The organism is Marinobacter sp. BW6, from assembly GCF_008107725.1.
Lineage (GTDB): Bacteria > Pseudomonadota > Gammaproteobacteria > Pseudomonadales > Oleiphilaceae > Marinobacter.
Map to the genome: position 1 here is coordinate 144,245 of NZ_VIRN01000083.1, position 20,507 is coordinate 164,751.

Annotated in this window: 18 protein-coding genes; 7 read left to right on the forward strand and 11 right to left on the reverse strand. The window is 58.3% G+C overall.

Translation table 11 applies throughout. From position 1 onward, the window contains the following. The first annotated feature begins 37 nt into the window (after positions 1-37). The gene (locus FMN52_RS19290) at positions 38-595 is read left to right on the forward strand and encodes an RDD family protein (RefSeq protein ID WP_148610232.1); all 558 of its coding nucleotides are present in this window, start codon (positions 38-40) and stop codon (positions 593-595) included. A gap of 23 nt (positions 596-618) precedes the next feature. On the opposite strand, the gene lptG is transcribed toward FMN52_RS19290, so the two are convergent. Together lptG and lptF are read right to left on the reverse strand one after the other, a co-directional pair. Then, positions 619-1,680 carry an LPS export ABC transporter permease LptG gene (gene lptG / locus FMN52_RS19295; RefSeq protein ID WP_148610233.1) on the reverse strand — a complete coding sequence of 354 codons (1,062 nt, stop codon included), beginning with the start codon at positions 1,678-1,680 and terminating at the stop codon, positions 619-621. Beyond that, entirely contained in the window at positions 1,667-2,776 is a 1,110-nt protein-coding gene (gene lptF / locus FMN52_RS19300; protein WP_148610234.1) for an LPS export ABC transporter permease LptF, read from the reverse strand. Before lptF ends, lptG begins: the two co-directional genes overlap by 14 nt. 242 nt (positions 2,777-3,018) lie before the next feature. On the opposite strand from lptF, the gene FMN52_RS19305 reads away from it, so the two are divergent. The 5 genes from FMN52_RS19305 (at position 3,019) to FMN52_RS19325 (ending at position 9,468) form a co-directional block, all read left to right on the forward strand. Then, entirely contained in the window at positions 3,019-4,512 is a 1,494-nt protein-coding gene (locus FMN52_RS19305) for a leucyl aminopeptidase (RefSeq protein ID WP_148610235.1), read from the forward strand. Further along, positions 4,499-5,014 carry a DNA polymerase III subunit chi gene (locus FMN52_RS19310; protein WP_148610236.1) on the forward strand — a complete coding sequence of 172 codons (516 nt, stop codon included), beginning with the start codon at positions 4,499-4,501 and terminating at the stop codon, positions 5,012-5,014. Before FMN52_RS19305 ends, FMN52_RS19310 begins: the two co-directional genes overlap by 14 nt. 131 nt (positions 5,015-5,145) lie before the next feature. After that, positions 5,146-7,998 carry a valine--tRNA ligase gene (locus FMN52_RS19315; protein ID WP_148610237.1) on the forward strand — a complete coding sequence of 951 codons (2,853 nt, stop codon included), beginning with the start codon at positions 5,146-5,148 and terminating at the stop codon, positions 7,996-7,998. Between the two features lie 5 nt (positions 7,999-8,003). Beyond that, entirely contained in the window at positions 8,004-8,897 is an 894-nt protein-coding gene (locus FMN52_RS19320; protein WP_148610238.1) for a 2-dehydropantoate 2-reductase, read from the forward strand. Between the two features lie 13 nt (positions 8,898-8,910). Beyond that, a complete protein-coding gene (locus FMN52_RS19325) occupies positions 8,911-9,468 on the forward strand; it encodes a cob(I)yrinic acid a,c-diamide adenosyltransferase (RefSeq protein ID WP_014576743.1) in 558 nt (185 codons plus the stop codon). Between the two features lie 37 nt (positions 9,469-9,505). Here FMN52_RS19325 and FMN52_RS19330 read toward each other — a convergent pair whose 3' ends face one another. From FMN52_RS19330 to FMN52_RS19345, 4 genes are all read right to left on the reverse strand, one after another. Then, on the reverse strand, positions 9,506-11,536 hold the full coding sequence (locus tag FMN52_RS19330; protein WP_148610239.1) for a methyl-accepting chemotaxis protein: 2,031 nt from the start codon (positions 11,534-11,536) through the stop codon (positions 9,506-9,508). Between the two features lie 120 nt (positions 11,537-11,656). Then, the gene (locus FMN52_RS19335) at positions 11,657-12,544 is read right to left on the reverse strand and encodes a histidine kinase (protein WP_148610240.1); all 888 of its coding nucleotides are present in this window, start codon (positions 12,542-12,544) and stop codon (positions 11,657-11,659) included. Continuing rightward, positions 12,545-13,171 carry a 1,6-anhydro-N-acetylmuramyl-L-alanine amidase AmpD gene (gene ampD, locus FMN52_RS19340; RefSeq protein ID WP_148610241.1) on the reverse strand — a complete coding sequence of 209 codons (627 nt, stop codon included), beginning with the start codon at positions 13,169-13,171 and terminating at the stop codon, positions 12,545-12,547. Between the two features lie 71 nt (positions 13,172-13,242). Further along, the gene (locus FMN52_RS19345; RefSeq protein WP_148610242.1) at positions 13,243-15,540 is read right to left on the reverse strand and encodes a DUF1631 domain-containing protein; all 2,298 of its coding nucleotides are present in this window, start codon (positions 15,538-15,540) and stop codon (positions 13,243-13,245) included. A gap of 223 nt (positions 15,541-15,763) precedes the next feature. Between FMN52_RS19345 and nadC the strand changes: the two genes are divergently transcribed. Continuing rightward, complete coding sequence (nadC, locus tag FMN52_RS19350; RefSeq protein ID WP_148610243.1) at positions 15,764-16,603, forward strand: carboxylating nicotinate-nucleotide diphosphorylase; 840 nt, start codon at positions 15,764-15,766, stop codon at positions 16,601-16,603. On the opposite strand, the gene FMN52_RS19355 is transcribed toward nadC, so the two are convergent. Genes FMN52_RS19355 through FMN52_RS19375 form a run of 5 tightly spaced genes read right to left on the reverse strand, consistent with a single transcriptional unit; the run spans position 16,604 to position 20,319 of the window. Next, on the reverse strand, positions 16,604-16,939 hold the full coding sequence (locus FMN52_RS19355) for a YqcC family protein (RefSeq protein ID WP_148610244.1): 336 nt from the start codon (positions 16,937-16,939) through the stop codon (positions 16,604-16,606). A gap of 12 nt (positions 16,940-16,951) precedes the next feature. After that, positions 16,952-17,749, reverse strand: coding sequence for a ParA family protein (locus FMN52_RS19360; RefSeq protein WP_148610245.1), 798 nt, complete (start codon positions 17,747-17,749; stop codon positions 16,952-16,954). Between the two features lie 60 nt (positions 17,750-17,809). Next, positions 17,810-18,508, reverse strand: a complete 699-nt coding sequence (gene hda, locus FMN52_RS19365; protein ID WP_148610246.1) for a DnaA regulatory inactivator Hda — start codon at positions 18,506-18,508, stop codon at positions 17,810-17,812. Continuing rightward, on the reverse strand, positions 18,505-19,065 hold the full coding sequence (locus FMN52_RS19370; RefSeq protein WP_205424979.1) for a CDP-alcohol phosphatidyltransferase family protein: 561 nt from the start codon (positions 19,063-19,065) through the stop codon (positions 18,505-18,507). Before FMN52_RS19370 ends, hda begins: the two co-directional genes overlap by 4 nt. A 21-nt stretch (positions 19,066-19,086) precedes the next feature. Next, positions 19,087-20,319 (reverse strand): DUF2066 domain-containing protein, encoded by a 1,233-nt coding sequence (locus tag FMN52_RS19375; RefSeq protein ID WP_240339545.1) that lies wholly within the window; start codon positions 20,317-20,319, stop codon positions 19,087-19,089. Positions 20,320-20,507 lie beyond the last annotated feature (188 nt).

Consider the following 20,507-nt stretch of genomic DNA (forward strand, 5'->3'; position numbering starts at 1 on the left):
GAGAACAGGAAAAACGTGAAACATCACAGGAGATTCCATGCCCCGACGCTTCCATGACGCCGAGGAACTATTCCCACCAGCCACCGCCCTCAAACGTGCCCTTGCCATTATTTACGACGGTTTGATCAGCATTGCCGTGCTGCTTGTCGCTACCTGGGGATACACCATGGTGGCCGGCTGGTTTACCGGCTGGGACCGCTACGAGCAAATGGCCGAGTCCGGCCAGCTCTCGGGAGACCCGGGGCTGACGTTCACCCTGTTTCTGGTTCTTTACCTGTTCTTCGGCTACTTCTGGACGCGCATCGGCCAGACCCTGGGGATGCAGGTGTGGCGGATCCGCATTGAAAATATTGATGGCACGTCGGTGAGCTGGACCAAGGCGCTCAGGCGCTATGTGACGGCGGCTGCAGTGATCTTCCTGACGCTTCTGGGCAGCTACTATTTCGGAGCAGCCACCCTGTTTCTTAGCCTCCCGGCTATTGTCGCGCTGTTCTATCCGATTAACGGCCTTTCGGTTACCGATCGCCTGTCAGACAGCGTCGTTGTCTCGGTTCCAAAGGAGAAGACCGACAAGAAAAAGCGCGCAGCGAAGTAACGGCCCGGACCAGACCGGGCCTCTCAACCGGCCCGGCGCATCAAGATAGCTCCGATAACAGCATTGACGGCAATTGGCACCAGTACCGCCAGCATCGGGTTGAAGCCGTAAACCAGGCTCATAGGCCCCAGCAGATCCTGCATGTATTTGAAGAGCAACCCCACCAGCAAGCCGGTAAACACCCGGAAACCCATGGTGACCGAGCGCAAAGGTCCGAAAATAAAGGAAATGGCGACCAGCACCATCACAGCAGTGCCCAGGGGCATCAGGGCTTTCTTCCAGAATGCCAGCCAGTAACGCGAGGCATTGAGGTTCTGCTCTCCCAGATACCGGGCGTAGGTGAACAAGCCGGTCATGGAGAGATTTTCCGGCTTTACAATCAGGACGCTCAGAACGCTAGGGGACAGCCCCGTTTCCCATCTCAGTGTCTGCCTATCCGAACGGGTGGTGCTGTCACGTTCAAACTCAGTGGTGCGAACCTTCTCCAGCAGCCAGTAATCACCCTGGTAGATTGCCCGCTCCGCAAAGCTCGCCGACAGCAGTTTCCGATTTTCGTCAAGCTGAAAGCGCGAAACACCGTGAAGCACGCCGTTAGGCTGCACCGCGTTCAGGTGAATGTAGGTGTTCCCTTCCTTGTGCCAGACCCCCGACGCCGAAGCCACGTTGGTGCCAGCACCCAATGCCACGGCCTTGTCACTCTGCGCCACACGCTCTGCCGGCGGCGCCACATATTCGCCGATCAACACACCGAGGATGACCACAAACAGGGCCGGCTTCATGGCCGACCAGACAATGCGCTTGAGCGTTACACCGGCAGCCCGGATCACCGTCAGCTCCGATGAACTGGCCATGGAACCCAGACCCACCAGACATCCCATAAAGGCGCCCAGCGGCAGGTAATCGTAGATACGACGGGGCAGAGTCAGAAAGACATACCAGAGCGCTTCAAGTGTTTGGTAACCGTTCCGGGTATCCTCGAGCTCGGCGATAAAGGCGAAGATGAGATCAAGCGACAGCACCACCACCATCACCAGAAACATGGCGCCGCCGACGGTCCGCATTACATAGCCATCAATTTTGCGCATGGGCAGCCCCCTCCCGCATCAGTCGCCTGCGATGCAGCCAGTCAGGACCAAACTGCAGCCAAAGGCCAAAACCGATGAACAGGGCATGAACCCAGAGCATGCCGACCCACTCGGGAACCTTGCCTTCGGCCAGCCAGTCGCGGGCGACGATCAGCAAGCCCAGATAGGTGATGTAAACCAGCATCGCCGGAAGCAGATGAAAAAACCGGCCCTGGCGGGGGTTCACGCGGCTCAAACGCACAGCCAGCAAAGTCACCACCGGGACAATCAGGGGTAATGAGAGACGCCAGTGCAGCAACGCGCGATCCTCAAGCCGGTCCGACTGCATCAGGCTCCAGGTGCTGGCACCCTCCTCCAGTTCCCGAGTCCCGGCGTTTCCACTCTCGATTTTCAGACCGTAGGCCTCAAAATCAATAGTCGTGTAATCCAGCTCACCAGCCGCACCCTGAAAGCGACCACCTTCTTCCAGAATCAGGAATCGGCTCCCCGTCTCCGGGTCCACCAGCTGAGATCCGGAATCGGCCGTGATAATGGTCAGGCCCTGGCCGTCTGCCGCGTATTCTGCAATAAAAACACCCTGCAGCCGACGTTTGTCCTCACTCAGGCCTTCGGTATAGGTCACCCGTCCACCCGAGGAGAAATCCTGAAAGCGCCCCGGCGCCAGCATTTCGAACTCCGTGGCTTTGCGCTGCTCATTAAAGATCTCTTCAACCTGGTTCATACCCCACGGCGACACGTAAAGACTCATGGCGCCGACAATAACCATCACCGGGAAACTGCCCAGAAGGGTTTTACCCAACAAAGCCTTGTCGCTGACACCGCAGGCAAACAACACGGTCATTTCGCTTTCGAGGTACATGCGGCCGTAGGCAAGCAAGATGCCGATAAAAAGCCCCAGGGGCAGTATCAGTTCGAGGAACCCCGGAAAACGGTACGCCATGATCTCGAACAGCACTCCGGCCGAAATACTACCCTGGGCAGCACTGTCGAGGTATTTCAGGAAACGCCCGCTCATGAACACCAGCAGCAGGATGCCGGAAACGGCAATCATGCTGATCATGATCTGGCGGATGAGGTAACGGAAAATGATGCTCAAATCGGTCTCTCTGGCCGTATCCGCTGAAACGTGGAGGTAGCTGGGAACTGCGCGTATTCTATGTAACCTTGGTGCCGAATGACAGAGCAGCGGTATTACACCGATATGAAGGCGCGAGCAGGCACAGAAGCCGCGCCATTCGCTTGATAATTTCCCGGCAAGCCCCAATGCTAGAATAGATCACAATCAAGAACGATTCCCGCCAGCGGCGGATGTCTCGTGAACAATCAACAGGAGTTGCCATGAATTTCAGCCTGAGCAGTAAAGCCATCGCCAGTAACAAAGCAGATTGCCTCGTTATCGGCTTACCCGAGAAGGGTACCTGGCCAGATTCCACAAATCAGGCCGATGAGGCGCTGGGTGGGCTGATCAAGACACTCCAGAAAGCCGGCGACCTATCCGGCAAGAATGCCACCACCGTTACGATTCCCCTCACTGACCAGCCCTGGAGCCGTCTACTCGTGGTTGGCACCGGGAAAGATACCGAGCGCAGCCCTGCGAACTACCGCAAAGCGCTGATCGCAATGATGACCGCTCTCAAAGACGGCCCGTCGAAAAGTGTTGCCATCGCTCTGGCAGATACCGCTGTAACCGGCGAAGAAGCCGTCAGCTCCGAAGCTGCCCGTTTAAGCCTGATCGGCCGGACTCTTGAAGACCAGCTCTATACCTTCAGCGACTTCAAGAGCGAAAAGCCTGCTGACCGTAAGCTGAATAAAATTGTTGTCTCTGCCTCCAGTGCCGGCAAGGCTCTCAAAGACGCATTCAACCTCGGCCTGGCCACTGGCCGGGGTATGAACCTCACCCGCGACCTCGGCAACACTCCGCCCAACATCTGCCACCCGGAGTGGCTGGCCCAGCAAGCCAAAAAACTGGCCAAGGACTACGACTGTATCAAGACCGAAGTGCTTGATGAGAAGCAGATGGAAAAGATGGGCATGAACACCATCCTGGCCGTGGGCAAAGGCAGCACCCAACCCCCGCGACTGATCGTGATGGAATACCGTGGCGGCAAGGCCAAGGACAAGCCTCACGTGCTCGTCGGTAAAGGCATCACCTTCGACACTGGCGGTATCAGCCTCAAGCCCGGCGAAGGCATGGATGAAATGAAATACGACATGGGCGGCTCTGCCAGCGTCTTCGGCGCCATGAAAGTCCTGGCCGAAACCCAGCCCAAGATCAACGTGGTGGCCGTGATTGCCGCTGCGGAAAACATGCCGGACGGCGGTGCTTCACGCCCGGGCGACATCGTTACCACCCTGTCGGGCATGACCGTTGAAATCCTCAACACCGACGCCGAGGGCCGCCTGGTACTCTGCGACGCCCTCACCTACGTGAAGAAATTCGACCCGGCTGCGGTCATTGATCTGGCGACCCTGACCGGCGCCTGTATCATCGCCCTTGGCAACCACGCCACCGGCCTGCTTGCCAACAACGATGAACTGGCCAATGAATTGCTGGCCGCAGGCGAACGCGCCGGTGACCGCGCCTGGCGCCTGCCCCTGTGGGACGAATACCAGAGCCAGCTCGACAGCAACTTTGCCGACATGGCCAACATTGGCGGCCGCCCGGCCGGCACCATTACCGCGGCCTGCTTCCTGTCCCGGTTCGCCAAGGACTACCGCTGGGCCCACCTGGACATCGCCGGCACAGCCTGGCACTCCGGCAAAGCCAAAGGCTCCTCTGGCCGGCCGGTCCCCATGCTGGTCGACTACCTGATGTCCCATGCCGGGAAATAACCCGGTGCCTTCTCCGGAACCCGGCAGCGCTGCTGCCGGATCTTCCGGGCAGGAGGATCGGAACCAGCGTTACTGGTTCCATATCCTCGCCCAGAACACCCCCGCCGCCCGCAATCTCCACGCTGCCAAACTCGTGGAGAAGGCCTGGCAGCAGGGCGATCGCGTGTGCATCGTTTGCGATACGGCAAGGCACGCCGAGGAACTGGACGATCTCTTGTGGGATTTCAGCCCCGACGCTTTCATCCCCCATAGCGTTGTCCCCGACTCGGCGACTACCTGTTCCGATCCCGTCGGCATCCTGCTCTGCCCACCCGCTCCCGAGGATTGGGATACCGTGATCATTCTCTCGGCAACCTTGCCCGCGGATGCGGACCGTTTTAAGCGGCTTGCGCTGGTTGCCCATAACGACCCGAATGTTCTCAATCAGGCTCGGTCGCATTTCAAGCAGTTGCGGACGTTGGGGATTGAGCCTCGGGTGCATGACCTCAGGAAACGGGGGTAGTTTTTGTCGGGTTACGCTTTGCTAACCCGACCTACGGTTTAACTCGGATTTCGCCGTTGGGCAGGCGACCATGTATAATCGGGCGTCTCAATTTTCCCTTGTGAATCAACCAACGGTCACTGCAGAACCCCATGGAAAAAACCTACCAGCCAGAAAACATCGAGCGCCAGTGGTACGAAAACTGGGAATCCAAAGGGTACTTCCGCCCCAGCGGTGAAGGCCAGTCCTACAGCATCGCCATCCCGCCGCCCAACGTTACCGGCAGCCTGCACATGGGCCATGCGTTCCAGCACACCATCATGGACACCCTCACCCGCTTCAAGCGCATGCAGGGCCGCAACGCACTGTGGACCGTCGGTACCGACCACGCCGGCATCGCCACCCAGATGGTGGTTGAACGCAAACTGGCCGCGGAAGAAGAAAAAACCCGTCACGACCTGGGTCGGGAAGAGTTCATCAAGCGTATCTGGGACTGGAAAGAACATTCCGGCGGCACCATCACCCGCCAGATTCGGCGCCTTGGCAACTCTGTAGACTGGGACAACGAACGCTTCACCATGGACGACGGCTTTTACAAGGCCGTACAGGAAGTGTTTATCCGTCTGTACGACGAAGGCCTGGTGTACCGTGGCAAGCGGCTGGTCAACTGGGACCCGAAACTGCACACCGCCATTTCCGATCTGGAAGTGGAAAACAAGGAAGAGAAAGGCTTTTTCTGGCACCTGCGCTACCCGCTCGCTGACGGCGCGCAGACCAAAGACGGCAAAGACTACCTCGTAGTCGCTACCACTCGGCCCGAGACCATGCTCGGCGATACGGCCGTGGCGGTGCATCCGGACGACGAGCGCTACCAGCACCTGATTGGCAAGCACGTGATGCTGCCGCTGGTGAACCGGCGGATTCCAATCGTGGCCGATCATCATGCCGATCCGGAAAAGGGCTCCGGCTGCGTGAAGATCACCCCGGCCCATGACTTCAACGACTATGCCGTGGGCAAGCGTAACGACCTGCCGATGATCAATGTCATGACCCAGGATGCCAACATCCGGGACGTGGCCGAAGTATTCAATGCCGACGGCACCGAAAACACCGAACTCGACGGCACCATGCCGGGCGCCTACTCCGGGTTGACCCGCGAAGCGGCCCGCAAACAGATCGTCGCCGACATGGAAACCGAGGGACTGGTGGAGAACATCGAGGATCACGTCCTCAGCGTCCCCCGTGGTGACCGCTCCGGCCTGATTATCGAGCCAATGCTCACCGACCAGTGGTTTGCCGATGCCAAGACCCTGGCCAAGCCAGCTATCGAAGCGGTCGAAGACGGTCGCATTCAGTTCGTGCCGAAACAGTACGAAAACATGTACTTTGCCTGGATGCGCGACATCCAGGACTGGTGTATCTCGCGCCAGCTCTGGTGGGGCCACCGCATTCCGGCCTGGTACGACGCCGACGGCAACATCTACGTTGGCCGCAGCGAAGACGAAGTTCGCCAGAAGCACAGCCTGGACGCCAACGTCGCCCTGGAACAGGACGAGGACGTTCTCGATACCTGGTTCAGCTCTGCCCTGTGGACCTTCGGCACCCTGGGCTGGCCGGAGATCACCGAACGGCTGAAAAACTTCCATCCAACCGATGTGCTGGTGACCGGTTTCGACATCATCTTCTTCTGGGTTGCCCGGATGATTATGATGACCATGCACTTCATGAAGAACGAAGACGGCACACCCCAGGTGCCCTTCCATACTGTGTATGTCACCGGCCTTATCCGGGACGAGCACGGCGACAAGATGTCCAAGTCCAAGGGCAACGTGATCGACCCGCTGGACATGATTGACGGTATCAGCCTGAACGACCTGCTGGAGAAGCGCACCGGCAACCTGATGCAGCCCAAGCTGGCCGAGAAAATCGGCAAGCGCACCAAAAAGGAATTCCCGGAGGGCATCACCGCCCACGGCACCGACGCCCTGCGCTTCACCCTTGCCGCCATGGCCACCACCGGCCGCGACATCAACTGGGACATGAAGCGCCTGGAAGGCTACCGCAACTTCTGCAACAAGCTCTGGAACGCCGCCCGCTATGTACTGATGAATACTGAGGGCGAAGATTGTGGCGTGAATGACGAGCCCGTGGAACTGTCTCTGGCAGACCGCTGGATCATCAGCGAGCTGCAGAGCTGCGAGCAGGACGTGATCCGCCACCTGGACCAGTACCGCTTCGATCTGGCGGCCTACGCGCTCTATGAGTTCATCTGGAACGAATACTGCGACTGGTATCTGGAGCTGTCCAAGCCAGTGCTCAGTGATGAAGACGCCAGTGCCGAAGCCAAACGTGGCACCCGTCGCACCCTGGTGCGCGTACTGGAATCCGTTCTGCGCCTGGCGCACCCGATGATGCCGTTTATCACCGAGGAAATCTGGCAGCGGATCGCCCCCCTGGCCGGCAAGACCGGCGACAGCATCATGCTTCAGGCCTACCCGCAACCGGATGCCACCAAGCAGGATTCAGCGGTTACTGCTGATATTGAATGGCTAAAGGGCGTGATCGTTGCCGTGCGGAACATCCGGGGCGAAATGAACATCTCGCCGGCGAAGAAGATTCCGGTATTGCTGCGTGGCAAAGACGCCGAGGATCAGCGTCGCATGAATGATAATCGCCAGTTCCTGAGTTCCCTGGCCAAGCTGGAGAGCCTGGACTGGTTTGAGGGTGACAAAGCTCCCATGTCTGCCACCCAACTGGTGGGAGACATGGAAGTACTGGTTCCCATGGCCGGCCTGATTGACAAGGATGCCGAACTCAAGCGTCTGGACAAGGAGCTGGAGCGCCTTCAGAAAGAGATCGGTCGCCTGGAGGGTAAACTGGGTAACGAAAAGTTCACGGCCAAGGCTCCGGCCGAGGTGGTCGAGAAGGAACAGGAAAAACTCCGGGACGCCCAAAGCAGCCAGGCCCGCCTGAGCCAGCAAAGGGCCGATATCGAGGCCATGTAACCGGCATGATCGGTATTCTCGGCGCAGGCTCTCTGGGCAGGCTCTGGGGCGCAATGCTACCCAACGGTTGCGTTGCCTTCGTGGCCAGACCGGGCGAGCCCACCGACTCAAGCGTCGATTACCGTTTCCGGCCCTTTGAGGGGCCGGAATCCGCCTTAAGTATTCCGCTCCTCAGGGCCAGTGACACGCCGGACCTGATGCTGGTGACAACCAAGGCCGGTGATACCCTGAGCGCCGTGGCAGGCGTGATCGACCAATTACCCGTTGAAACCCCCATCCTGCTTTTCCAGAACGGACTGGGCAGCCAGCAAGCTGTCGCCGAGCGTTGGCCGCAGCGCCCTATCCTGGCCGCGAGCACCACCGAGGGCGCCAATCGACCGGAACCAGGGCTTCTCGTCCATGCCGGTACCGGCGATACCTGGGTGGGTCCGCTGACGGAGCAGGCCAGATTCTCCGTGGACCGCGCGGTCGCCACGCTGGAAGACTCCGGCCTGGCCATTCATCCGGAGCCGGCGATCCTCCAGCGACTCTGGCAGAAACTGATCATCAATGCGGGCATCAATCCCTACACCGCCATCCTGAACTGCCCCAATGGCGACATCCTGTCTGCAGGGCTATATCAGAACACCATCGACGAGCTTTGCGCGGAACTGTCAGAGCTGATGAGCGCCGCCGTCCAGATCAGGGAAACACCGGATTCCCTGCGCAAACGCATTGAACAGGTCGCTCAAAACACCGCCGGCAACACATCGTCCATGCGTGCCGATGTTCTCCGGAAACGCCAAACCGAGATAGACTTTATCAACGGGTATCTCGCAAAACTCGGAAAAGAGCTCGGTATCGACACGCCGGTGAACCAAATGCTGACTGAACGGGTACAACAACTGTCGTCACATTAACAGGAGCAGACTGATGGGCAACCGCCTTTCCAAGATTTACACCCGCACCGGAGACGATGGCTCCACGGGTCTGGCCGATGGCAACCGGATTGCCAAGAATGCCCAGCGAGTTGAAGCCATGGGCACCGCTGATGAACTCAACTGCCATATCGGGTTGCTAATCGAAACCCTGGACAGCGACGACGAACTGGTGGAGAGCCTGCGCCGCATTCAGCACCATCTGTTTGACCTGGGGGGCGAATTCGCCATCCCCGGCAGCCGTGTCATCGGTGACGAACACATCGAATGGCTGGAAGGCACCCTGGACCGCCACAACGAAGGCCTGCCACCGCTGAAGAATTTTGTCCTGCCCGGCGGCAGCCCCGGCGCCGCCCAATGTCACCTTGCCCGGGCGGTCTGCCGTCGTGCAGAGCGGGTTGTCGTCGCCCTCGGCCATGAGGACTCGATCAACACCGCTTCACGACACTACCTGAACCGTCTGTCGGATCTGTTGTTTGTCATCGCCCGCGTACTGGCACGGCGCGAGGGTGGCGAAGAAATTCTCTGGGAACAAAAAAAATCCGGCCTCTGAGGGCCGGATTTTTCATTGCGCTTAAAGGTCGCGACGATCAGACCTTGAAAGCCTCCACCAGACGCTGAAGCGACGCTGTCAGTTGCGACATTTCTCTGGACGAACCCAGCGTTTCTTCGGCATTGGAGGCGGTTTTCTGGCCCAGCTCGCCGATCTGCTCAACGTTCGAGTTCACGTTCTTCGCAACGGCAGACTGTTCTTCGGCAGCCTGGGCAATCTGGTGACTCATATCCACGATCACCGAGATGCCCTTGGCGATTCTGTCCAGAGCCTCCGTTACCGCACCAGACTTTTGCACCGTTGCCTCAGTGACGTCCCGGCTGTTGGTCATGGCCGACACGGCGTCTTTGACGCCGCTCTGAAGCCGGGAAATCATGCCCTCGATCTCTTCAGTCGACTTGTGAGTGCGCTGTGAAAGCGAGCGGACCTCATCGGCAACCACCGCAAATCCGCGCCCCTGCTCGCCGGCCCTGGCCGCCTCAATAGCTGCGTTCAGGGCCAGCAGGTTGGTCTGCTCTGCAATCGCCTTGATCTCAAAAAGCACCTGACTGATGTTATCACTGTCCTTGCTGACCCGGTTGATCACTGCCACGGCACCGGAGATCTCGCCCGCCAGCTTATTGATCGTTTCAACGGTGTCGGCAACCACACCGCGCCCGGTTTCAGTGTCCTGCTCGGCGTTGCTGGCACTGTCTGCAACCCGGTGCGCGCTTTCGGTAACTTCGTGAACCGCCTCGACCATCTGATTCATGGCTTCATTGATCTGGCCGCTTTCTTCCATCTGTCGCGCCACAGCTTCGCTGTTGGCCGCTGCGGTATCGTTGACCCGAGTTGCCTGCTGGTCAACGTCCGCCGTGGTCCGGCTGACAGAGCGGATCAGCTCTGCAATCCGGTCGGTCATGTTATTGAATTCCGTGGTCAGCTCACCAAGCTCATCGCGGTTGCGCAAATTGATGTGGGTGGTCATATCGCCCGCAGCCACGCTCCGAGCGGCTTCGCTGAAGCGGTTGATGGCGGTGCGCACGGACATAAAGAAGCCGATATAGAGATAGACAACCACCAGCAGCACTGCGACCAGGGCAATAACGATCAGGCGACGCTGGTTGATCTCACTCTCGAGCCGTGCGCGCAGGTTCGACTCGACCACGCTGAACGCAGCCGTCTTGACCTCATCGTAGTAGGCCAGCTGCCCGGACATCAGATCGTCGTATTCGGTCCAGGGCATTTCCAGACGCATGGGCGTTATCACGTTCAAGTCCAGCTGATCGCGGACCACCATCAGGCTCTCATCAACCCGCTGAATGGCCTTGCCGGCCTGCTCTGTGAGGGCAGGCGACGCCTCAGAAGCCAGCGCCAGGGCCGGTGAAAGCAGTGAGCTGCGATTGGTCAGCTGGTCATAGATTTCGTTCAGGGTTTCGCTCAGGGCATAGCCTACCTGCCCCTCAACAAGGGCAAAGATACCGTAGGACTTTGCGCGTCCGATAACGGTGCGCGCGGCGGGGAGTGAATCTCGAACCAGACCAAGAATCAGCTGGTTCTCCCTGGACGCACCCTGCCCCAGGCCCGAAGTTTCAATGGTTGCAGAGAGCAGCGCCTGAGCCTTCTGGACAAACTCCTGATAATACTTGAACTGGGGATCGAAGCTGCCCTGATAGTTATCATCGGCCCGCAACGCCTCCCACTCCTGGCGAAGGGACTCGACCTGATCAGCCCAGGAGCCGGACGTATCGAACGAGTGTTCTTCTGCCGTCAGTGCCGCCAGCGTACTATCAACCTCACTGGCAGCCTCTTCGGAAACTACGGCAATAGCGCTCTCATCCTTGATGATCGCGGGCGAGCGGTAATCGCGATAATCCATCGCCGCGTCCACCAGCCCGTCCACTTTCTGAAGTTGCTCAAGCCCCTCGACGCCTCGGGTCATGGTCTGAACCGAGCGATTCAGCTCGGAAATAGCGAGCCAGGACAGTCCACCGATCGGTAACAGGAACAGAATACTGATGAGACTGAACTTGTAGACCATCGGCAGCCGGTTCATCAGCGCAATAGCAGGATTAATGAGTTGCTTCACAGGGACCCTCATGCTGGCAGGCAAAAACTGAATAGTTTTTCTTTTCTTATATTGTCGCCTAAAGTCTTAAAAACTTGAGCATTATTTGTTGTTAAACTGTAATGTTTTATAAAATTTGACTTAGACCACTCCAGAAATTACCAGCAGAGCCAGTGTGCATATCCATACCAACATGCTTCTGTTTAACAAATCCCTGACTGCTCTCAGACTTCGCCCTCCGAATGCTGTCCATTCATCAGGGTGAATCCGGGAAAAGCGCGCCGGATCCAGTGCATACCCGGTTAACGACCCGTTGGCCGAAATCATAAGCACCTCTCCGGCTTTTTTGCGAACGCCGGTCAGGGTCTGGCGGGTTTCCCGGAGCCACCCGGCGAGATCTCCTGCGATTCCAAAGGTCAACGACAGAAGCCTGGCAGGAATCCAGTCAGCCAGTTCCGACATTCTTGCAAACCGCGGCCTTGCTGGTGCCTGAGGCCATTGATCAGCAAGCGCGACCAGCCCACGGGCCAGAACGGCAAGCCCGATACCGCCAACCACATACCAGAAAGCCACCAGGAAGAAGCGCTGGAACACTGAAACCATCAACGCCTTGGACAGGGAGAGGTGCATGGCCTCGGGAGACAGCGCAGCCCCCCGCTCATCGGCCGGGAGAAGGTCTTTCACATGATGCCAGGCCGACTGCATGTCTCCCCGCTGCCATGCCTCTGCATAGGCCCGCAGCACCTGTCGCCAGCCCGGCGTACCCATAAGGACAACCAGAACCAGGAACTCCAACGGGTAAGCCGCCATCCTCCAGCCGGAGGACACCAGGAGATATTCCGCCAAACCCAGAAGAAAAGCCGGTAGAAAAACCAGCGCCAGTCCGATAGCAATCCCCGACTCATGGCCCGCCTTGACCCGGCTGCCATTGCGAAACCACCGACGCCAGACCTCATCGCCGGATAGTAGATCCAGGGAGTCCAGACGCCGGCGCACCATGTACGCCAGAAGAAACACAATAAACACCATTCAGACGTTCCTCCCGGATCCCCGGGCTGCTTGCAGGGCTGCCCGGAAATACGACCAGTCGAAGGCTGGCCCCGGATCGCTCTTCCGGCCGGGTGCGATGTCGCAGTGGCCGGTGATGCGACCGACCGTGATCTCCGGCCAGGCTGCCATAATCAAGTCCGCCACCTCCGCCAGCTTAAAATACTGTTCAGGGGTATAGGGGATGTCGTCAGTTCCTTCCAGCTCGATACCGATGGAAAAATCATTGCACTCCTCCCGCCCTTCAAAGCACGAGCGGCCAGCATGCCAGGCCCGTTCGAGAAGACTGACAAACTGGACCAGAACGCCATCCCGGCGAATCAGCAGGTGAGCGGACACCTGAATGCCTTCTATGGTCTGGAAATAAGGATGCGCCGAGTGGTCAAGCCGGTTGCAGAAGAAATCTTCTATTTCCGGGCCGCCAAACTGGCCAGGCGGAAGACTGATGTTATGGACAACCAGCAAGGAGACTCCTTCCCCGTCCGGACGAGGTCCGAAGTTCGGCGAAGGGCACCATCGGGCGAAGGGAATCCGTCCGGTTTCGCGAAGTGATTTTCCATCGGTACCGGAATCAGAAAGCCGTTCGGAAAAAACGTCTGTATCGGGCAAAGTAATTCCAAATGTTTCAGAGGATTACACTGTCTCTGATTGAATCACAAAGTTGCCACGGTTGCTACGAATCAGTCCTTGCGGCTGCTGCGGAGGTTATCGATGATCGACTCAAGCGCCCGGTCGAAAATCAGGCCGTCATCAAGCATGCTGATTTTCCCGGCTTCCATGTCTGCGGCCAGCTCCTGACGCAGATACTCGGCCACCTTGGCGCCACTGCGATTCACAAAGATATACTTGCCGGTCGCCTTGATGAAGGCCGCAAGTTTGCACCGCACTTTGGTTTCGTCACGGGTAAGTTCAATCCAGGAGCCCACACGGAGGCTGTCCGCCTTGCCCAGCCACTCTGGCGACACCTGATCCGCTGCCTCGGCCATCTCGGCCTTCTGGGCAGGGGGGTCACTGACTACTGCAGTAGCGGGCTCCTCGGGCTCAGCCGGCACCTTGGTTTCGCTAAACGCCCCTTCAGCTGCCGGAGGCGCCACGGGCGCTTCAACGGGTTGTTCCGGCTGGAGCAAGACCTCAGGTTCCGCAGGTGGTTCCGGGCGGGACGGAGCGGTCACTAGACGCTGGAAAACGTCCACATGCGCAAGCTCCAGATCACGGATAGCTGCGTCAGTGGCAAACGGGTCCCAGGAAATCTCCTGCAGCGCCTTGCGAAGATCATCCACAATGGCAGGGATTGCCCGTAGCAGTTCTGTCCGGGTCGAGTCAGTAACCGGGCGAGGATCCACACTCCACACCAGCTGCTCGGTCAGGTTCCGGGCCTGCTGCCAGCGATCGCTGTCTTCGCCTTCCCGGAGAACCACCCACTGCAGGTACTTGGTCCAGGCTTCGTTGAGCAGCTCGGCAACCGGCTCAGGAACGTCCCGCTGCTCAGTCAGCTCCTGCACCAGGCCTTCCGCCGCCTGGGACGCTCGCTCCTGACGAGCCCGCCCTTCTTCCGCATCCCGAAGGCGTTGTTCCACGAGTTCACGACGCCTGCGATCGAGATCCATGAAGTGACTGAAGTCTTTCAGCAATTCTTCGAACAACGACACGTTAGTGGTGAACTCGCTAAGTACCCGATCCACCACCGATTCAATCTTATCCCGAAGCGGGTCTCTTTGGCCGGCCTTCTTTTCGGTCCAGCCGATGGCTGACAGTGCCAGCTCGTTGAGCAGCTTGCGGACCGGGTGACCACCGCGATTGAAAAAATTCTTGTCGCTCAATGCGACTTTCAGCACCGGTATCTGCAGACGACCGATCAACGCCTTCATCACCGGGTGCAGTTGCCGATCCTCCAGAATGAAGTCGAAAAGCATGGAGACCAGATTGATCACATCACTGTCCATCTGCCCTACGTTCAGGCTTTTCCCGTCACCGGAGCGCAGGATGGGCTGAAGCTGCTGATTCAGAGGCACAACAGCGCCGTCACCCCATTGCCGACTGTTCGACTGGGCTTCGGTGAGACGAGCCATGAGTCGATCAGTATCTATGTAACCTTCGCCCGCTGGCGCTCCACCACTGGCAGGCGCAGAATCGCCACGATGCAACAACGCACTGAGTTCTGAGAACGTAGCCTGGGATTGCGACACGCCCTGACTCCCACTAGCGGAACTGCCCTGAAACCCATCAGAGGTTGCAGCCGGACCTTCGCCTGGCGGACGCTGAGCCGAACGGGCGGGCACCTTGCCGGCGGGAGGCCGCTTCATGTCAGGCATGACACCCTCACTGATCAAGGTGCGATTCGCTTCTTTGTAAAAATCACCAAGAATATCGGCAAGCAGGCGATCAAACAGCTTCAGAACCACCAGCTTGGCCCGGATATCAATATCCAGATCGGCGCAGGCCTCGGCTACGCCGCCACAGATGATCTCCGGACTCAATGGCATCTGCGCATCCTTGAGATCAATGCCCGGCACCAGGTGTCCAACCCGCGCAGTCAGCAAACGGATCTGTTCGGTGTGACGGTTCCGGAGTTTATTGATCAGGTTGTCGACAGCCACCTGCTGCTCAAGCTGGGAGTGATCGATGAGACTGAGCGAATCCTCGTCAACCTCATCGAGAGACCGGGCCTCCTGCTGGGGCTGGAACTTGCCAATTTCGTTGAAAGCCTGGCTGACATACTGGAGGATCGAGACCGCCATGGCCTTGCGGCGAAGCCTGAGCTCTCGCATGGCATCAAAGTAGGCGGTCTGGTCAAGGTTGGAGCCGGCTCTGTCGGCAAGTTCAAACAGGGCGTCGTCGGCACGATCAAAAAAACTGGCAAGAACGGACTTCAGGGACTGACCCGATGCGTCACGCAGGCGAACGAGAGCAGCGGGCAATGAAAACCGGGCGGACGGCTTTCGGCCTGAAAAGCTGACAACCTTGTTACCATGCACCATGTCACTGCTCCGCCTTGTTTTACACAAATGCCTGTTTGTTTTCCCACCTTCGATGATACGAGCTGCCCACGTCAGGTTGTGTCAGAATTTGTCACCTTTTGTATAGACCTGACCTGCATCACAGTTTAGCAGTGTGGACTCAAGAGTTTGGCGATTCACCAGCAGGCCATTAGAATTGGCAGCCTGAAAAGCTTACAACCCACAGCACCGGACACTTTGCCCTATGATCCCCCCCGAACTCCTTCGCCAGGCCAGAATCGAAAACGTTGCCCAGAGCCTGCGGGAAGATATTGGTGATGGTGACGTCACGGCCAGACTGATACCCGCCGAAAAGCCGGCCAGAGGCCGCGTGATTACACGGGAAACGGCAACAATTGCAGGCAGGGAGTGGGTAGACGAGGTATTCCGGCAAGTAGATCCGTCCGTTGAACTGACCTGGCAGGTATCCGATGGCGAAACCGTGTCACCGGACCAGGTACTGTTCACCATGCAGGGCCCTGCCAGAAGCCTGCTGAGTTCTGAACGTGCCGCCCTGAACTGGCTTCAGACCCTTTCCGGGGTTGCTACCACCTGCGCCAGCTATGCTGCCCGGGTTGCCCACACCAATGTACGACTGCTGGATACGCGCAAAACCCTGCCCGGCCTGCGCCTGGCCCAGAAATATGCCGTTGCCTGTGGCGGCTGCTTCAATCACCGCATCGGGCTCTGGGATGCCTTCCTGATCAAGGAAAATCACATTGCCGCCTGCGGCTCGATTGCAGAAGCCATTGAGGCCGCCCACAGGATTGCCCCGGGCAAGCCTGTTGAGGTGGAAACCGAAAACCTCGACGAGCTGGCGCAAGCCTTGAAGGCAGGCGCGGACATCATCATGCTGGATGAATTCTCGCTTGAAGACATGCGAACCGCGGTTGCCACCACCCGAGGCAAGGCAAAGCTTGAGGCCTCTGGGGGAATCAACGCCGACACGCTGGTTCCGATCGCGGAGACGGGCGTGGACTTCATCTCGATCGGCGCGCTGACCAAAGATGTGAAAGCCGTGGATCTGTCCATGAGACTGGACTGATCATCCTCCACTGAGCAGGCGGTCGATTGCCTCCAGCTCACTGACCAGCCTGCTTCCTGACACCGGGCGCCCCCGAAAGTGCTCCTCGGCCATGGGCGCTATGCCGGAAGTCGCGGGTAGCGGATGATCGTTTTCGATGATCACTTTCATCCGGGCGACAAAGACAAATTGCAGCCACTGGGTAAACTCCAGCGTATCTATGCAAAATGGCTGAACACTTTGGAACGCCTCTTCCGGTGGTGGCTCGGACTCCCAAAGCCCCAGCTGCCGCAACTCCATCTCAATGTTCAGAAGGCAGTCCGCAACCTGCCCGATCGGGTTACCGGATTCGGTCATATCAGTCTCGCTTCAGTCGGTGAGCGGCTCAAGCTCCACGGTTTCACCATGCAGAACCCGGAATAGGTCCTCATACTGCTGCGTCAACGGGTGCTTGGGAGCCATATGAATCAGGGGCTGCCGGCTCTGATGGGATTCTTTCATCTTCACGGAACTTGAGAGCCGTACAGGGAGGACCGGCAAGCCTTCTTCGATAAGTTCCCGGACCAGTTGCTTCGGCAGACTGGCACGCGGCTGGAACTGGTTCGCAACAATCCCCTCCACCACAAGATCTTCGTTATGATCTTCTTGAAGATCTCGGATTTCGTTGAGGATGTTGTAAAGGGCCTGACGAGAGAAATCGTCACAATCGAACGGAATCAGGCAGCGCTGGGCGGCGATCAGCGCTGAACGGGTGTAGAAATTCAACGCGGGCGCGGTGTCGATGTAGATCGCATCGAAGGATTCGCCCAGCTTTTTCAGTGCCTCTCTCAGCTTGTAAATCTTATGCTTGGCTTCAAGCTTGCGCTCCAGAAAGTCCAGCTCCGGGCTGGAAGGCATCACAAACAGGTTCTTGAACGGTGAGGCGTGGACAAACTCGTCCGGCCTGCGGTTGAACACAGTGAATGCAACCGTCTGTTCAAGCATATCGGCAACGGTGTCTTTGAGCTCGCTGGCGGGCTTGCCCAACAGGTAATGGGTGGAGTTGCCCTGGGGATCGAGATCCACTACCAGGGTTCGTTTCCCACGAGCGGCACTGATAGCTGCGAGATTGCACGTGATACTGGACTTGCCGACACCGCCTTTCTGGTTAAATACCACCCGTCTCATTTTGTCTCTCCCTTGATGAACCCGTTATCGTTTTCTGCCCTACGATGAATTCAGTCCAACTCACCAACCCATCACTGTTTTCACAAACGGGATAGTCAGTCTTCTCTGCGCCTGAAGTGAATTTTCATCCAGTATATCGAGAATTCCCAGCAAATCACCGAGCCTTCGAGGCGCCCGGCGCATAATGTAGCTGGCTACGTCGTCCGCCATCACCAGCCCTCGCTTCTCGGCCCGGGCCCTCAGAATCTTCAGGCGATCCTCATCCCGGTAGATACCCAGCTGAATGATCAATCCGTGACTGAATCTCGAGACCAGATCCGGCAACTCAAAGGGCAGACTGGCTGGCAAATCGGCCAGACTCACCAGCAAAAGACCGCCCCGGTCCTGTATCCGGTTATAAAGATGAAAAATGGCCTCTTCCCACATCCGCTCGCCTGTGATGCGGTCGACATCATCCAGACAGACGATGTCGTGAGTCTCAAGCCCCGCCAAGGCATCAGGACCAAAAGGCTCAAGCTCTGCAATGCTGATACAGACCGCAGCCTTGCCCTGTTTTTCGCCCAGGTGGCACACCGCCTGCAAAAGATGGCTTTTGCCAGTATCGGCATCGCCACACAGAACAACCACCGGAACATCATCAGGTTGATGACACACGGTTTCAAGACGCTGGGCCGCACTCGTGTTCCGGTCGCCATGGAAGTTGTCGAACCGGGCATCATCACGCAACTTGACCCCGAGCACCAACTGAGACGCAGTCATGACCGGGTAGCCCTCCAGGCACGTAATCCCCACACGAAAAGGTAGTGCGCTCCGCTAAACACAGTTGATACAGCCACCAGGAGAATGCCGGCATCCACGACCCAGGGCTGCATCGGCAAATCAGCCAGTAGCACGATAATGGCCAGGGCGACGAGAATCTGGATAAAGGTATTGATCTTGCCCGGGATGCTGGGCTCCATATCGTAACGGCCAACCGTGTAGTGGTAAGCCAATGCCCCGACCACAATCAGCAGGTCCCGACCCAGAACCAGCAAAAACAGCCAAACCGGAAGAATGGCAGTGAGCGTAAGCATCAGGTAGGCCGTAATCAGCAGGGCCTTGTCAGCCAGGGGGTCAGCGATTGCCCCAAGCCTCGAACGCCAGTTGAAATGCCGGGCCAGGAAGCCGTCAACCGCGTCAGTGCCAGCCGCCAGAAAGAATATCAGCAGCGCCCGGCGATAATCTCCGGCCAAGAGCGCTCCCGCAAAGGGCGCAATCAGAAGGATGCGCAGGAACGTCAGGGCATTGGGAATCCAGCGCCAGCGGTGCAAATTCAAAAGACTCCCTCCGGTTACACCTTATTCGCCGCCATCGCTCCCGATGACAGAAGACGGTTGCCAACGATAATACAGAACCTGGTACAGGGATTCGAACGCCTCCCTGGCCTCTTCCTCATCGACGGGCACCGGCTGATAGGTAAACAGTTCAGTCTCTTCGGACCCTTCAGCAGAGGTTTGCTGATCCGGGTCCACCGGTTGCGCTTCCTCGCTTTCGGGCGTGTCTTCAGCATTCGTGGCAGACGACGCCACCTGATCCGTTGTTATCCGGTCGGTACCTGACGGTTCGGCCGGAAGGTCCGACTCCATTGGAACAAAGCGCGGGTCCAGGGCGATATATTCACGAAGCTGGTCCAATTCGCCGGAAAAGGCCACCCGCAGGGTAAGCTGTTCATCGCGTACCCGGTGGGCGCCGACACTGACAACGGGCGTCAGACCCTCCAGCACCTTATTGGCTCTGGCATAGTCTTCAAGTGAGGACACGCCGCGCAGAACAATATCCACCTGAGGGGAATCTCCCACCTCCGAAGCGGCAACCGCGTATCGGCTGGCGTATAGCTCGGCCCAGCGATTAATCATGGCTTCCGCCAATGCCTCCGGCGTCTGGGCGGTTATCGATTCTTCACCAGCATTCATGGCCATACCGTCGAACACCCAACCGGCACGCCATTGCCCACCCGTGCGGCTGACCCGCACCAACGCCAACACATCATGATCAAGATCTTCGGAGGCAGACTTCACCCGACCAATAAACTGCCCCCAGATATCCGAAAGTAGCTCCCGGTCCGAGGTGTAATCCGATGATGGGAGCGCCACGGGCAAGCCCCGCTTCCTGGCGGCCTCATCGAACGCAGCTCGCCAGGTTCCGGCGCTTTCCTGGCCGGAGCCTCCTTCAGGCCGGGTAACCAGGGTTCGCGAACCCCGATCCTCGGCGGCGATCCAGGCCAACGTGAGGGGTCTGTTCGCCCCCCATACCGGCGCATTAATCGAGGCCAGGGCGCGGTTCACACCGACCGCCCCGAAGGACATGCTCAGAACACTCTGACCGAATTCATCCCGGGCAACCTGATAGGAAAGCAATAACGACTCAGCATCGGACAGCAGTGTTTCAACGCCCTCCATTGCCAGCACGTCACGAGTACCGGAAACCCGGACAAGCACCTGACTAAGGCCATCCGCATACCCCTGGGCCAGCTGACCCGGCGAGGATCCCGCCACCGGAACCTTGGCTGAATAAAGACCGGAAACTGTCACTGCGGTCACCTGGGCGGAAAACCCGACCAGCAGAAAAGAAAACAACGCAAAGAACCACGCCGCGGATACAGACCTGTGTGCCGGCTTTTGTCCTGATACTGACATGAAACACCCTGCAATTCGCATGAATGGCGCATAGGATACACCATGCCCCAAGGCGTGAGTAGCGGCCCCGGATTTCAGAAAAG